Annotated in this window: 9 protein-coding genes and 1 pseudogene; 2 read left to right on the top strand and 8 right to left on the bottom strand. The window is 69.7% G+C overall.

The genetic code is table 11. The features are described from left to right. Positions 1-497, bottom strand: a pseudogene (locus tag AB2385_RS10730) (hypothetical protein); the annotation flags it as partial. A 3-nt stretch (positions 498-500) separates the two neighbouring features. Beyond that, positions 501-1,436: a heme A synthase gene (locus AB2385_RS10735; protein WP_367654986.1), complete on the bottom strand. Its 936-nt coding sequence runs from the start codon at positions 1,434-1,436 to the stop codon at positions 501-503. Positions 1,437-1,699: 263 nt separating this feature from the next. Here AB2385_RS10735 and AB2385_RS10740 point away from each other — a divergent pair, with 263 nt between their 5' ends. Together AB2385_RS10740 and AB2385_RS10745 are read left to right on the top strand one after the other, a co-directional pair. After that, entirely contained in the window at positions 1,700-2,254 is a 555-nt protein-coding gene (locus AB2385_RS10740; protein WP_367654987.1) for a GNAT family N-acetyltransferase, read from the top strand. Positions 2,255-2,574: 320 nt separating this feature from the next. Then, positions 2,575-5,415 carry a heavy metal translocating P-type ATPase gene (locus AB2385_RS10745; RefSeq protein WP_367654988.1) on the top strand — a complete coding sequence of 947 codons (2,841 nt, stop codon included), beginning with the start codon at positions 2,575-2,577 and terminating at the stop codon, positions 5,413-5,415. Between the two features lie 160 nt (positions 5,416-5,575). Here the strand turns inward: AB2385_RS10745 and AB2385_RS10750 are convergent, their stop codons facing one another. From AB2385_RS10750 to AB2385_RS10775, 6 genes are all read right to left on the bottom strand, one after another. Then, positions 5,576-7,147 carry a hypothetical protein gene (locus AB2385_RS10750; RefSeq protein ID WP_367654989.1) on the bottom strand — a complete coding sequence of 524 codons (1,572 nt, stop codon included), beginning with the start codon at positions 7,145-7,147 and terminating at the stop codon, positions 5,576-5,578. Further along, on the bottom strand, positions 7,137-7,733 hold the full coding sequence (locus AB2385_RS10755; RefSeq protein ID WP_367654990.1) for an RNA polymerase sigma factor: 597 nt from the start codon (positions 7,731-7,733) through the stop codon (positions 7,137-7,139). The genes AB2385_RS10750 and AB2385_RS10755 overlap by 11 nt, the downstream gene beginning before the upstream one ends. A gap of 221 nt (positions 7,734-7,954) precedes the next feature. Then, positions 7,955-10,615: a cation-translocating P-type ATPase gene (locus AB2385_RS10760; protein ID WP_367654991.1), complete on the bottom strand. Its 2,661-nt coding sequence runs from the start codon at positions 10,613-10,615 to the stop codon at positions 7,955-7,957. A gap of 373 nt (positions 10,616-10,988) precedes the next feature. Continuing rightward, a complete protein-coding gene (locus AB2385_RS10765; protein ID WP_367654992.1) occupies positions 10,989-12,617 on the bottom strand; it encodes a DUF4153 domain-containing protein in 1,629 nt (542 codons plus the stop codon). A gap of 16 nt (positions 12,618-12,633) precedes the next feature. Then, complete coding sequence (locus AB2385_RS10770) at positions 12,634-13,266, bottom strand: hypothetical protein (protein ID WP_367654993.1); 633 nt, start codon at positions 13,264-13,266, stop codon at positions 12,634-12,636. Then, positions 13,223-14,164: an ArsR/SmtB family transcription factor gene (locus AB2385_RS10775; protein ID WP_367654994.1), complete on the bottom strand. Its 942-nt coding sequence runs from the start codon at positions 14,162-14,164 to the stop codon at positions 13,223-13,225. The genes AB2385_RS10770 and AB2385_RS10775 overlap by 44 nt, the downstream gene beginning before the upstream one ends. Between the last annotated feature and the right edge of the window lie 135 nt (positions 14,165-14,299).

Consider the following 14,299-nt stretch of genomic DNA (forward strand, 5'->3'; position numbering starts at 1 on the left):
GGGCCGTGGAACTCGAACGCCACCCTGACCGTGGGGTACCAGCGGTCGTACTCCAGGCGCTCGTGGGTGAGCGGACTTACCAGGAACCCGGGGCGGGCGTTGTCGGTGTACGTATCGATGGCGATCAGCAGGGACAGCCACTCCTTCATGAGGGCCTCGCCGATGGACTCCTTGCTGCCCTCGTCCCGGATGCGGCTCCGGGCCTGTGCGAGCCGCCGGATGATCGCCTGGATCATGGCCTCGTTTCGTTTCTCGATGTTTCCCACGAGCAGCACCAGGCGGGAACGGCGATCCCGCTCCGACGGGACGACCGAGAGAAAACCCTTGGCCGCCAGGGCCTTCAGGTGATTCCGGAGCGTCTTCGGGCTGAGATCGGACCGGGCCAGCACGTTGCCGATGGTCGTCGGCTCGCCTCTTTCAGCCATCACGGAGAGCAACGAGTACAGACCCTTCTGCTCCAGCGTGAGTGCCGGGTCGAGGATGACGTCCTGCATCATGGCCTACGCGCTCACCGCCACTGCGGCCGGATGGGCGGGCAGCGTGCGGTAGCAGAGGTAGCTGAGCACGGCCCAGAAGCCGGAGATGCACGTGGTGTGCAGGAGTTGCGTGAGGAGGTTGAGATAGCCCAGGGGGAAGAGCGCCCCGCTGGCTACCTGGGCCAGCATGAACGCCAGGGCCCAGGAGGCGCCGCGCCGGAGGTCCCGGCGGCCGGACTGGCGGACGGCCCACCAGAGGCGGAGTACGAGCAGCACCCCGAGCGCCGCACCGAGGCGATGGGCGAAGTTGGCCCCGACGGGGCCGTAGAGCGTCGGCCACAGCTCCCCGTTGCAGAGCGGCCAGCCCATGCACGCCAGCGACGCCCCGATGTGGCGGACGTAGGCCCCGAGGTAGATGACCAGGTAGGTGTAGACGGCCGTGCCCCAGATGATGGTGCGCAGGCCCGGGTCGACCGCCTCCGCCGGTGCAGCCTCACCCGGGGCGGGCGGAGCCGCGGGACGATCCTCTCTGACCGCCTCCCCCAGTGCGACCGTCACCAGCAAGGCGAAGGTGAAGCAGAGCAGCGAGAAACCGAAGTGGAGGGCCATCACCAGGTCCGGCTGCGGCCACAGCACCGCCGCCGCACCCAGGGCGCCCTGCAGCACGACGAAAAAGACGGTTCCGAAGGCAAGCCGCTTCAGGCGGACTGCGGCGGGCAGGGCCCGCAGGACCCAGATCAGCACGACGATCGAGAATAGCCCGGCGAGGGCGGAGACGACCCTGTGGCCGAACTCGACGATGGCGGCATAGTCCCACTCCGGCATGAAGGTGCCCTTGCACAGGGGCCAGGATGCCCCGCACCCGTCTCCAGACTCGCTGGACGTGACCCACGCGCCCCAGAGGACCGCTGCGAGCATGACCACCGTGTTGGCCACCGAGACCGCACGCAACGCCTTCATCGCGCAGTTCCTCCGTCCGAAATGATTCTTTACAATAGTTCGACAGAAGCGCGCCGTTGTCCCTCCCGCTCCTGCGATTTCTGCGCGGGCGCGTGTAAAGAGACCCGTACGGCGGTTGTGCTCGTCGGCACGGAGATCTCCGCGTGCGGGTGGGGGCTGCCGGGCCGCCACCGATTCCGGCGCCTTGTTCTATTGTCGCGCACATGGGGCGGGGGGCCGGCGAGACCTGGTCTGTACCCTTGTGCACGAGGAGGCCGGACACCGTGGAGCACGAGATTCGGTTCCGACGACTGACGGAAGGCGACCTGGACCTGATGCACCGCTGGCTGAACACGCCCCACGTGATGCGCTGGTACAGCCCCGGCGGTCAGACGCGGGAGCAGGTGGAAAAGGAGTACCTCCCCTACATCCGCCGGGAAAAGCCTACGGAGCCCTACCTGATCCTGTACCGCAATACCCCCGTAGGGTATATCCAGACCTACCGCGTAAACGACTGGCCCGACTACGCCAGGCACATCGGCGTGGACGACGACACCGCCGGCGTCGACATCTTTATCGGGGAGCCCGAGCTGATCGGCCGGGGGCTGGGACCGGCGGCAATCCGTGCCTTCATGCGCCAGGTGGTCTTCGGCTCGTTCGGGGCACGGGCGTGTGTGATCGGCCCGGAGGTGGCGAACAAGGCCGCTATCCGGGCGTACGAGAAGGCCGGCTTCCGTTTCTGGAAGCGCGCCGTGGTGCCGGGGGAGCCCGCGCCCGAGTACCTGATGCGCATGACGCCCGACGATCTGCACGAAGATGGCACTCAGGCCGGGCGATGACCGGACAAGAACGTGCCTTGCAGGTCGGGCGATGCCCCGGAGGAGGCCGCCCAGTCGTGGTGAGGGCCTAAGGAGACATGCTTTCCAGGCCGAGTTCAGAGCCGGCCGGGTAGTTGGATCAAGCCGCATCGGGCGCGGAATAATGGAGAAGCTACGGGATGACGAGGACGCCCGCGGCGGACGTAAGGACGATGCCCTTGACGGATCGGTCGTTCGCGCACTACGATAGAACCGCAGAACCCATACCCCGTAGGGGTACTCCCCCCAAGAGAGCACCCAGACGGGATCCGATACAGTGTACTCGTCTGGAGGGCACGATCATGAGCGATGCCATGAAGCTCGTGAAAGGAACGGAGGCGCAGGGCGGGGTCAGGCTCGAGTTCGGCGTGACCGGTATGACCTGCGCCGCCTGCTCGTCCCGCATCCAACGCCGGCTGAGCAAGGCCCAGGGTGTGCGTGAGGCCAGCGTCAACCTGACCACCGAGAAGGCCACGGTCTACTACGATCCGGCCCAGATCACACCCGACAAGCTCTTTGACCTCGTCACCGACCTCGGTTACGGGGTCGTCAAGGATAAGTACACCTTCGACATCTCCGGCATGACCTGCGCGGCCTGCGCGACCCGCATCGAGCGGCGGTTGGCGAAGATGCCGGGGGTCCTGCAGGCCAGCGTCAACCTCTCCACGGAGAAAGCCACGGTAGAGGCCGTCGGGGTCAAGGCCGAGGACCTGATCCGCGCCATCAAAGACCTGGGCTACGGCGCCCGGGTTGCGGTCGACGCCGCCGACGCCGACCGGGAGCGCCGGCGGCAGGAAATGCGCAGGCAGGTCGCCCTCCTGGTCTTCTCCGCTGCCCTCACCCTGCCGCTGTTCATCGCCAACATGGTCCTGATGCCGCTGCGCATCGACGTTCCGGTGCTGATGAACCGCTGGTTCCAGTTCGCCCTGGCCACGGTGATCCAGGTGGTGGTGGGCTGGCGCTTCTACCGGGGCGCCTGGCTGAACCTCTCCCACGGCTCGGCCAACATGGACGTGCTGGTGGCCCTGGGCACGACGGCAGCTTACATCTATTCCGTTGCCCTTTCCTTCTTCCTGGGCGGCGAGAACTACTACGAGGCCAGCGCGACGATCCTCACCCTGATTCTCCTGGGGAAGACCTTTGAAGCCATCGCCAAGGGGCGGACGTCGGAGGCCATCAAGAAGCTGCTCTCGCTGCAGGCCAAGACCGCCCGGGTGGTGCGGGACGGCGTGGAGCGGGACATCCCGGTGGAGGACGTGGTGGTGGGCGACACCATCCTCGTCCGGCCCGGCGAGAAGATTCCCGTCGACGGCGTGGTGCTGGAAGGCATATCCGCCGTGGACGAGTCGATGCTGACGGGCGAGCCGATCCCGGTGGACAAGAAGCCGGGCGACGCCGTGACCGGCGCCACCCTCAACAAGAACGGCTCCCTCACCATTCGGGCGACCCGGGTGGGGAAGGACACTGTCCTGGCGCACATCGTGAAGATGGTGGAGGAGGCTCAGGGTTCCAAGGCGCCGATTCAGAAGCTGGCCGACCAGATCTCGGGCATCTTCGTGCCGGCGGTGGTGGGCATCGCCGGCGTCACCCTGCTGGCCTGGGGCCTCATCGCCGGCGACTGGAACCAGGCGCTGCACGCCGCCATCTCCGTCCTGGTGATCGCCTGCCCCTGCGCCCTGGGCCTGGCCACGCCCACGGCCGTCATGGTGGGCACCGGCAAGGGCGCGGAGGTGGGCATTCTCTTCAAGGGCGGCGAGCACCTGGAGCGGGCCCACAGGGTGAACGTGGTGGTGCTGGACAAGACCGGCACGATCACCTGGGGCCGGCCCGAGCTGACCGACGTGATCCCGCTGGCGGCGGCAGGTGCGGACGAGCTGCTCGCGTGGGTCGCGGCCGCGGAGTCCCGGTCCGAGCACCCCCTGGGGCAGGCCATCGTGGCAGGGGCCAAGGAGCGGGACGTGGCGCTGCCGCCGGTCGAGACATTCAGCGCCATTCCCGGCGCCGGCCTGGAAGCTCGAGTGGCCGGGCGGCAGGTGCTGGTGGGAACCCGGCGGCTGATGGCCGAGCGGGGGATTGACACCGCTCCGGCCGAAGCCCGCATGGCCGAGCTGGAGAACATGGGCAAGACCGCGATGCTGGTGGCCGTGGACGGAGCCCTGGCGGGGATCGTCGCCGTGGCGGACACGGTGAAGCCCACCTCCGCCGAGGCGATCCGGGAGCTGCACGACCTCGGGCTCGAGGTGGTCATGATCACCGGTGACAACCGGCGGACGGCCGAGGCCATCGGCCGGCAGGTGGGGGTGGACCGGGTGCTGGCCGAGGTGCTGCCCGGCGACAAGGCCGCCCACGTGGAGCGGCTGAAGGAGGGCGGCGCCAAGGTGGTGGCGATGGTGGGCGACGGCATCAACGACGCCCCCGCGCTGGCCACGGCAGACCTGGGCATCGCCATCGGCACCGGCACCGACGTCGCCATCGAGACGGCCTCCGTCACCCTGATGAACGGCGACCTGCGGGGGATCGCCCAGGCGTTCCGGCTCAGCCGGCAGACGATGCGGACGATCAAGGAGAACCTCTTCTGGGCCTTCATCTACAACGTGATCGGCATCCCCATGGCGGCCTTCGGGCTCCTGAACCCGATGATCGCGGGCGGGGCCATGGCCTTCTCTTCGGTCTCGGTGGTCTCCAACTCGCTCCTGCTCAAGCGGTACAACCCCCGCAGCAAGGGGGGCATCCGGGGCGACGCGCTGGTGAAGCTGGCCGCCGCCGGCGTAATGGCGTTTGCGATCTGGCTCGCCTTCTTCTACACCCAGCCCTTCAACACGGTGCGTTACAACCTGGTCATCGACCAGCCGACCCTGGAGGTGGAACTGCGGGCGAAGGTGGGGCAGCAGGTCAGGGTGTCGCTTACCAACCGGCATCCCGAGCTGATCCACAACTTCATCATCCAGGAGGTGCCCCACCGGTTCCTTAAGATGGTGCGCTTCGACCCGCAGCTCGAGATGCACGGCGGCGACGCCGACGTGATGATCCACGTCTCGCCCGGCCGCACGGCCATCGTGGAGTTCACGCCCACGCAGCCGGGGCGGTACGCGATCGGGGACCCGGGCAAGCTCGGGGTGAAGGGCTGGCTGATCGTGGAGTAGTGCCGGTCATGGGGCGCGGCCATCGCCCTCTGCCAATGAGCCGGGGGTGTCAGGGAAGGCGGCCGTGGCTACCTCCGGCGGGTGTCCAGCGGACAGGCAAGGCCCCTCCAGCACGATCTGAACAGGGCTGGAGGGGCCTTCGATGCGCGCTTGCGCCAGGCTACCGATCCACAGACGGACTCGGCGGGACCGGGAGTTGCACCTCCCACCCGCCGCTCAGGCGGTACTCGGGGCTCGCGAAGACGACGGTCAGATTCCCGATCGGCGCCCGCTTGAAGTCGACCTCCAGCTGCGTGATCTGCCCGTCGGTGCCCTGGCCGCTCCAGCCCGTCGGACTGTTGCCGAAGGGCAGCCCGGGCGGCGCAAAGCTCACCCACTGCAGGAGGGCTCCGTCGACTTCCGGGCCCAGGTCCAGGTCGAAGCGGAAGGTCTGCGGGCTCAGCCGGGTCACCGACCGGACCGTGAAGCTTCGGCTGCCGATGGTCAACTCCTCGTTCAGTTCCAAAGGCTCGCCTTCGGGCAGGCGGGCGAGAGGGACCGTCAGCCGGGTCCTGGCGGAGGGTTCCGCCACGGTCAGCGCAGGGACCGAGAGCGTCAAGGTGCTGGCGTCACGCGCTAGGGGACCCCGGAAGACGACCTGGGCCGTACCCCCCTGGAAGCGGGATTCATCCACCAGCAGCGGGTAGACGCGGCCCCGGTCGTCGGCGAGGGCCGGCAGCGTCTTCCCACCTCCGAAGTCGTCGCCGTACCGTATCAGGGTAACCCCTTCCGGCAACTCGGCATCGAGGGCGATGACAATGCGGTCGGCTGTGGCCGTCCAGTAGGAAACCCCCACCTTCACGCCCCACCGCTCGGCCGACCATGTCCCGGCGTAGGCCTCGGCCAGCCCGGACTCGTCGGCTCGGACCAACGTCAGCGGGACCTCGACCTGCCCTTCCGTGCCTTCCAGGTCAGACAGGACCAGTACGGCCTCATGGATTCCCTGGGGCAGGGGAGCGTACCAGTACGAGCCCTCGAGGCTCCTGCTGCCACCCGCCAGGTGACCGGAGCCGCGCAGTGCGGTTCCGTCGGGAAGGCGCAGCACGGGAGCGAAACTGCGCCAGGCGACGCTCTTCTTGTTCAGCACGGCGGGCCACTCAGCGCGGAATTCGACCCACGTATTCGCACGCGAAGCGATGACCCCTGTCACGGTCACCCGCACGTCACCCTGCTCTACCGAGACGGGCGCGATCAGGACGCGCGTCTCCGCGTCCGTCTCGGTCAGCCCGATCCCGGGCACCAGTCGCACCAGCCGTTGGATGGCCGCCAGGGCCCCCTCCGGGTTGCTCGCCGCCACCGCACCCGACACCAGGAGCAGGGCCGCCGCGGCTGCAGCCAGCCAGCGGCGGGGGCGACCGTGCGGCTGCGCTGAAGTCGGCCCGGAGGCGCTCGGCGCGATGGTCGAGTCATGTGTCTGCGCGGCGGCGGTGGGCTGGCCGGCGGCACCGATCCCGTCACCAGCGGCGCCCGGCGAGGCGAAGCGGGGCGCGGGGGCGGCAGACGCGGTGGAAGGCGCCTGGGATGGGGCAATCTCCGCCTTCTCCATGGCCCGGCGGCGGACGCGTGCCAGCACGTCGGCAGGCAGCGCGGGTGCATCGTCCACCAGGTGGGCCAGGTCGTCGGGCCGCAGGCCGGTCTCCGCCAGGAAGGCCTGCTCCTCCGGCTGCAGGTCGGTTCGCTGCCTAGCGTCCATGGCTCTGCACCTCGCTTTCGTCGTTCAGCAGGCGCTTGAGGCTCTGCCGGGCCCGCCAGAGGCGGGTGTCCAGCGCACCCCGGGTGATGCCCAGGTCCCGGGCCATCTCCGCCAGAGGCTCTTCAAAGAAGTAGCGGCGAATCAGCAGTTCCCGCTCCGCCTCCGGCAGCCGGCGCAGGGCGGCGTGGAGGGCGGCCTGCACTTCCCCGGCGAGGACCACCTCGTCGCTGGGCGGGGCGGCCGGCTCCGGTGCGGCCCCCAGCGGGATCACCCGGCTCTGGCCCCCGGCGTCCAGCTTGCGGCGGCGCAGCATCCGGCGGCGGTCAAGGGCGGCGTACTTGGTGAGCATCAGGACCCAGTTGGTGAGGGTGGAGCGCGCAGGGTCGAACTCGGCGACCCGCTCCCAGGCGGCGGCCAGGGCGTCGCTTACCACCTCTTCCGCATCCTGCTCGGTGCCCAGTCCGCCCAGGACCATCCGGGCAAGCCGGTAGGCCTTGTGGGCGACCAGGTCGACCAGGAGGTCCAGCCCCGTGGGGTCACGGGCGAGGAGCAGGCGGTGGATCGTCTGTTCATCCCACTCCGGCATTTGCACCCTCCTCTGGTTGGCTGCGGCGACGTTGTGTGGTGAGGGACGGCGCGTCGTTGCCTTCCACCCGGTACTACGTCTTCTCCAGATGGTTTCTCACACGAAACCCCCGAGACCTTTCCGTGGCCTCGGGGGTTTGCCAATGTGCGCAAGCCGGGAACAGCACGCGTGTTCCCCAAGTGTGTGTCTGCATGCCGCAGCCCGTGCCAGGCCGCCGGCGCCTACTTCCGCATCTGGGCCACCAGGGCCTTCAGCGGCTCCATCAGCAGGGTCGGAAGGAGCGATAGCCCCAGCACGGTGAGCCAGCCCTGCAGGCTCAGGGCGGTCACCTTGAAGAACGGCCGCAGCCCCGGCACGGTCATGACGGCCAGCAGCAGCGCCAGGCCGACGGCGGTGGCCACCCAGGCCACCCGGTTGCGGAAGAAGCCGATGCGCCAGGACGGCCGGGCGAGGTCGCGGCAGCCGTGTGCCCACCAGAGCTGGGCGAGGGCCAGGGTGGCGAAGGCGTAGGTGGAACCCACTGCCGCGGCCGACGTACCCTCGGGGGCTGTCCGCAGCCCCAGGAAGAGCGCCGCCAGCACTGCGGCGGTGATGAAGACTGACTGGATGCCCATCAGCGTGAGCAGGCGCCGGGTCAGCACGGGCTCCCTGGGGTTCCGGGGCTTGCGCCGCATGGTGCCCTCCTCGGCCGGCTCCAGGCCCAGGGCGATGGCCGGCAGCGAGTCGGTGATGAGGTTGATCCAGAGCAGGTGAATCGGCTGCAGCGGCACCGGCCAGCCGGCCAGCATCGCGACGGTCATGATGAGCAGTTCGCCCACGTTGGCGGAGAGGAGGAAGAACGTGGCCTTCTGGATGTTGGCGTAGATGGTGCGCCCTTCCTCGATCGCAGCGACGATGGTGGCGAAGTTGTCGTCCATCAGCACCATGTCGGCCGCTCCGCGGGCGACGCCGGTGCCCACCACGCCCATCGCCACCCCGATGTCGGCCCGCTTCAGGGCCGGGGCGTCGTTCACGCCGTCGCCGGTCATGGCCACCACCTGCCCCTGCCGGCGCAGGGATTCGACGATGCGCAGCTTGTGTTCCGGCGAGACCCGGGCGTAGACCGGCACCGTGCGCACCGCCCGGTCCAGCTCTTCGTCGTCCAGCTGATCCAGCTCGGGACCGCTGAGGACGCGGCTGTTCTCGTCGGCGATGCCCACCTGCCTGGCGATGGCCAGGGCGGTGGTGGCATGGTCGCCGGTGATCATCATCGTGCGGATGCCGGCCTCATGCGCCCGGCGCACGGCGTCGGCGCTCTCCGGGCGGGCCGGGTCGGTCATGCCGATGAGGCCGATGAGTTCCAGGTCCTTCTCCAGCGCGGCGAGGTCGCCGGGCAGGTCCACGGCGGGGCGGGTGAAGGCGACCGCCAGCACCCGGATGCCCTCCTCAGCCATCTTGCGGTTCGCTTCCTCCACCGCCCGGCGGCGCTCGGGGGTGAGCGCGGCCGTGCCCTCCGCCAGGCGAATTCGCGTGCAGCGGGCGAGCACCACGTCCGGCCCGCCCTTCACGATGCCGGTGTAGCCCTCCTCCGCCTCGCCCAGGGCGTGGAAGGTGGTCATCCGCTTCCGGTCAGACGAGAACGGCACCTCGGCAACCCGGGGGAAGTCCCGCTCCAGGGCGCGCTTATCCAGGCCGCACTTCGCCGCGCCGAGAACCAGCGCCGTCTCGGTGGGGTCGCCGACGGAGCGGAACTCGCCGTCCTCCTCCGAGAGGCTGGCGTCGGTACAGAGGGCCGCCGCGGCCAGGAGTTGGCCGGGGGGGCTGTCCAGGGCGTGGCGCTGGTCGGGATCGGCCCATCCCTCGGCCAGCCAGAGCCGGGTCACGGTCATCTTGTTCTGGGTGAGGGTGCCGGTCTTGTCCGAGCAGATGTAGGTGGCCGAGCCCAGCGTCTCCACGGCGGAGAGCCGGCGGATGACCGCGTTGCGCCGGGCCATGCGCTGCATCCCCAGGGCGAGGACGATGGTGGTCACCGCGGGCAGCCCCTCGGGGATGGTGGCCACCGCCAGCGAGACGGCGACCATGAGCACTTCGAGCCAGGGCATTCCCCGCCAGAGGCCGAGCGCGCCCAGGATCACCACGATGACCAGCATCGCCGCACCCAGCTGCCGGCTGAACTGGGAGAGCCGCTTCTGCAGCGGCGTCGCCTCCTGCTGCTCCTCCTGCAGCTTGCCCGCGATGCGGCCCACTTCGGTCTCCATTCCCGTGGCGACCACCACGCCCTCGGCGTGGCCGTAGGTGACCGCGGTGGACATGAAGGCCATGTTGGCCCGTTCAGCCAGCGGGGTGCCGGCCTTCAGGACCTTGCCCGCCTCCTTGTGCACCGGGACGGACTCGCCGGTGAGCAGGGACTCGTCGATCTGCATCATCACGGTCCGGATGAGCCGCAGGTCGGCCGGAACGGGGTCTCCCGCTTCCAGGAGCACCACGTCGCCGGGCACGAGCTCCCGGGTATCGATTTCCACCACGCGCCCGTCGCGCCGGACTTTGCACTGAGGGGCGGTCAGCTCCTTCAAGGCCGCCAGAGCCTGGTCGGCCTTGAACTCCTGCACCAGACCCAGCACCGCGTTCAGGACGACGATCGCGAGGATGGCGCCGCCGTCCAGGAACTCCCCGAGGAGGAGCGCAAGGAGGCTGGCGCCGAGCAGAATCAGCACCATGGCATCGCGAAACTGATCGATGAACGCGGCCAAGAGCCCGCGCCGCCGCTCCTCGGCCAGCCGGTTGGGACCGTAGCGGCCAAGTCGCTCGGTGGCCTCGGCGGCGGTGAGCCCGCGGGCGGGGTCGACCTTCAGCCGGGACGTGACCTCGGAAGCGGGCAGGGTGTGCCAGTTGCTCTGTGACAACGCAGGGCCTCCTTCAGGGAACCCCCGGCGGGTGCTGCGGGTGCCGTGGTTCGGAAGCCACGGGGGCCGGTGGACACAGCATCTGCCGGGATGATCGATAGGCGCCTCTCACTCTTTCAGAGGGTGCGACAGGCGCCCAAGGTTCGCGTGGCGCCGCACCTGTCCTCTAGTTTCTCCTGCTGGCTCCGCAGGCCTGTCACAGGGTGGACGCCCGGGCGCACCTTCCGTTCCAGGACCGCCAGTCTGCGTGCGGTGTTCGATCAGCCTCCTCGGCGGGCGGGGACTGGGTGGGAGCGTGGTGTGGCGAAACCGGCTCGCCCACCGGGGGACAAAAACAAGAGGAGAGCGCCGGACTGCGCCTCCTCTGTTCTTTCTATTTGGTCAGCAGGTCTGACAGCGCCAGAGCGCCGCGGTACCGCCCCCAGTTCCACGTCCGCCAGTCGTCAGGCGGTGCGGCTCCCCACCGCGCCCGCAGCTGCCGGGCCAGCTTGTCCGCGGTCGGACCGGGCAGTTGTTCCACTGCCTCCGTCAGGGCCGGCAGGGCGTCGGATCCCAGCGAGGCGGCGTATTCCACGTCGAACCGGCCGGTGGACTGTGCCCAGGCGACGTTGGTGCGGACGATGAGCGCTTCGGGGTTGAGCGCGTGCAGGAGCAGCAGCACGACGAGGCCGGCGGTCAGGGCGCCCGCGGCGAAGCGGTCGAGCACTCCCCGCATCACCGTGGCCAGGAACCAGGCGAACAGGAAGGCCAGCCACGCCATGAAGGCGGTGCTGTAGAGGCGAAGCTCGGTCAGGCCGTACTCCTGCACGTAAAGCCACATCCGCTGCATCGCCGAGGCCATGACGACGAAGAGCAGGCAGACCAGCGGGATGCCCAGCCACCGGTACAGCCGGTGCGCCGCCCCGTCCGACTCCGGCAGGGCCCAGTGCAGGGCCAGCATGACGGGCAGCACGAGGGCGGTCACCTGGAGCAGCTCGAAGAACCCGCTGCGGGCGTACTCCGCGTACGTGAGGCCGGCCGTGGCCAGGACCAGGTCGGCGCCGCCAAACAGGTAGCGCACCTGCACCGCCACGAAGGCGAGGAAGAGCAGATCCAGCAGGCCGAGCACGACGCCGGCCTCTATCGGGCCCAGGGCGAAGGTGCCTCTCTGGATCTGGCGGAGATCCGGCAACCCGTCCGGCTTCTGGATGAGCACGGTGCGCAGGAACCCGGCCGCCAGGAAGCCAAAGAACAGGATTCCGAACAGGTGGCGGCCGAGCCAGTCGGCCGCGTCCCAGGCGAGTGCACTGCGCAGGAGCTGGGCGAAGACGGCGTCGGCCGAGGCCAGGAGGCTGCCGAAGAGGAGCAGGAGCGGTATGGCGATGACCAGGCCCCGCAGGGCGGCGGTCGTGTAGCGCGACCTGCGCCCCCGGGCGAGCGCCTTCCACTGCACATCCGTGAACAACAGGCAGAAGGGGCCGACCGCGTGGTGAGCGGCGGAGACGACGAGGCCCGCGGGGTAGGTCAGCACACCGGCCCGGCTGATCCGTCCGCTCCGGAGGGTGAGGGCGGCGAGGCCCAGGCAGAGGCCGATGGCCAGGACGTCCAGAAACTGCAGGACCGACGAGGCCCGCCACATGAGGCAGGCGGCGAAGAGCACCGCTCCGGCCAGCAGCCAGCGCCCCTCGCCCCGGAACGCACCGGCCGCCTCCCCCGAGGCCGCCGTGCGAGCCGGAGCGGAACCGTCCGGTGCCGTCGCGTCGGGCGTTACACCAGTCGACTCCGTCCCGCCGTGCGCCGCACCGCCCGGTTCCGTCTCATCCGCCGCTGCCCGGTCCGCCCGAATCCACCTGGCCAGGGCCACCGTCGCCCCGGCGAGGGCCGCCACCCAGAGGAAAGAGCCCAGGCCCAGATCCTGCGCCTGCAGGATCAACTGGTCCCCCAGGAGGCCGATGAGCAGCGCGGTACCCAGCGCAGCCAGCGCCAGGCGGCTGTTGCCGTTTGTCCTGGTGTCTCCGTTCATCACGGGTACCTCCCTTCTACAGCGCGGCGGGGAGCCTGCGCCCGTGCGGCCAGCGGGGCACGGGGGGAAGGTCCGCCAGTCCGGGCCTCTCCCGGGCCACCGCCACCAGCGCCATGCCGGCGGCGTTCTCCGCCTCCACCAGCCGGACCGCCCGCTCCGCCTCGGCCTCGCTCATCAGGTAGAAAGGCTCCTCCCAGACCAGGAGCCGGGGCGCGGGCAGCAGGGCGACGGCCAAGTCTGCCAGGGCCCGGGTGCCGTGGGTGAGGCCGGCGACCTGCCGGCCCAGCAGGCCCTCCAGCCCGAGGGTGTGGGTGAGATGGCGGAGCCGGCTCTGGTAGACCTCGGGGCGCATCCGGGCGAGGTGGGCCTGCCAGCGGAACGAGGCTTCCAACGTGAACTCCCACCAGAGGTCATCCCGTTGGCCGTCGACGTAGGCCGCATCGTCCGGAAGGACGGGCTGGTCGTCAGTCGTCAGCGCCCTGTCGCCCAGCGCCGGCGGCGGCGTTCCCTGGACCTCGGCCCGTGCCTCCGAGATGAGGGCCCGCCCGCCGACCGTCAGGACCCGGGCGGCCAGCCTGGCGAGGTTGGCTTCCTGATTCCAGGGTTCACTTGCGGTTGGGGAACGCCAGATCACCGTCGTCGCCGTCATGGATCTCCCTCCCGAGGTAAGCTTTGGCCTGGGCGGCCAGCTGGTCGATTCGGTCCGGGTTCAACTCGTAGAGGACGAACTTGCCCTCCTGACCGGCCCGGCCCACCAGCCCGGCCTCCACCAGGAGGCGCAGGTGGCGGGAGACCGTGGACTCGTTCAGCCCCAGTCGCCGGGCCATCTCCTGCGCGGGCACCCGCTCGTGCGCGATGAGGCGGAGGAGCTTGAAACGGGTGGGGTCCGAGAGGGCGGTGAAGCCCAGCAGCAGGCTTTCCGGGGCCTCCTCCGGTTCCTGAGCCGCCTCGTGCTGCGGGTCGTAGAAGAAGATCTGCGTCCGGTCGAGCCGGTAGAACATCAGCCTGCGGGGGCTGAAGGCCGAAGGGACGAAGAGGATCCGGCTCAGGTCCTGGAGCGGCACCCGCATGCCCTTCCCCCAGTGGAGGATGAGCGCATCGCCGTCGCCAGCCACCCCGACCCGGTCGGAAAAGCGGGAGATGAAGGAAACGGGGTCCACCTGCGTCAGGAGGGCGGACTCGCGCTGGATCGACTCCGTCAGCACCCCCGCCCTGGCCCCGATCTCCGGCGAGATCGCCTCCCAGTAGGCCAGCAGGTCGGCCGCCAGCGCCGGCTCACGGTCGCCCAGGCGGCGCAGGGCGTCGGGCGTGGGGAGGTTGGTGGACTCCTCCAGCTCCAGTGCCAGGGCGAACAGGTCGGTCTGCTGGGCGTGGGCGTGCAGGCGGTCGAGGAGCCCCGGCGGCAGCCGGTTCAGCACCCGCTGTTCCCACGGGGCGGCGGGGCCGAAGCGCGCGGGGTTCTGGATGACGAGCAGCGAGAGCGCCAGGTCCAGCAGCGGCGAGTAGCGGAACTGGATGAGTTGCCGGAGCCGGTCGCGGTCGGTCATGGGGCTCACTCCTTCTGTTGCGTCTCCGCGCAATCCAAACGTAGCATTGATTGCACCGATAGTCAAGTGATCCGGTGTATCTATTGCGCGCGCAGTCAGCGCATTCCCGGTCGGTGCAGGGCGGACGACCATCGG

It is taken from the genome of Symbiobacterium sp., from assembly GCF_040797425.1.
Lineage (GTDB): Bacteria > Bacillota > Sulfobacillia > Symbiobacteriales > Symbiobacteriaceae > Symbiobacterium.

What these genes read in the sequence shown, in the direction of transcription:
- AB2385_RS10755 (WP_367654990.1), bottom strand. Translation starts at nt 7,733, where the DNA reads ATGCCGGAGTGGGATGAACAGACGATCCACCGCCTGCTCCTCGCCCGT.
- AB2385_RS10770 (WP_367654993.1), bottom strand. Translation starts at nt 13,266, where the DNA reads ATGACGGCGACGACGGTGATCTGGCGTTCCCCAACCGCAAGTGAACCC.
- AB2385_RS10775 (WP_367654994.1), bottom strand. Translation starts at nt 14,164, where the DNA reads ATGACCGACCGCGACCGGCTCCGGCAACTCATCCAGTTCCGCTACTCG.
- AB2385_RS10745 (WP_367654988.1), top strand. Translation starts at nt 2,575, where the DNA reads ATGAGCGATGCCATGAAGCTCGTGAAAGGAACGGAGGCGCAGGGCGGG.
- AB2385_RS10750 (WP_367654989.1), bottom strand. Translation starts at nt 7,147, where the DNA reads ATGGACGCTAGGCAGCGAACCGACCTGCAGCCGGAGGAGCAGGCCTTC.
- AB2385_RS10765 (WP_367654992.1), bottom strand. Translation starts at nt 12,617, where the DNA reads ATGAACGGAGACACCAGGACAAACGGCAACAGCCGCCTGGCGCTGGCT.
- AB2385_RS10735 (WP_367654986.1), bottom strand. Translation starts at nt 1,436, where the DNA reads ATGAAGGCGTTGCGTGCGGTCTCGGTGGCCAACACGGTGGTCATGCTC.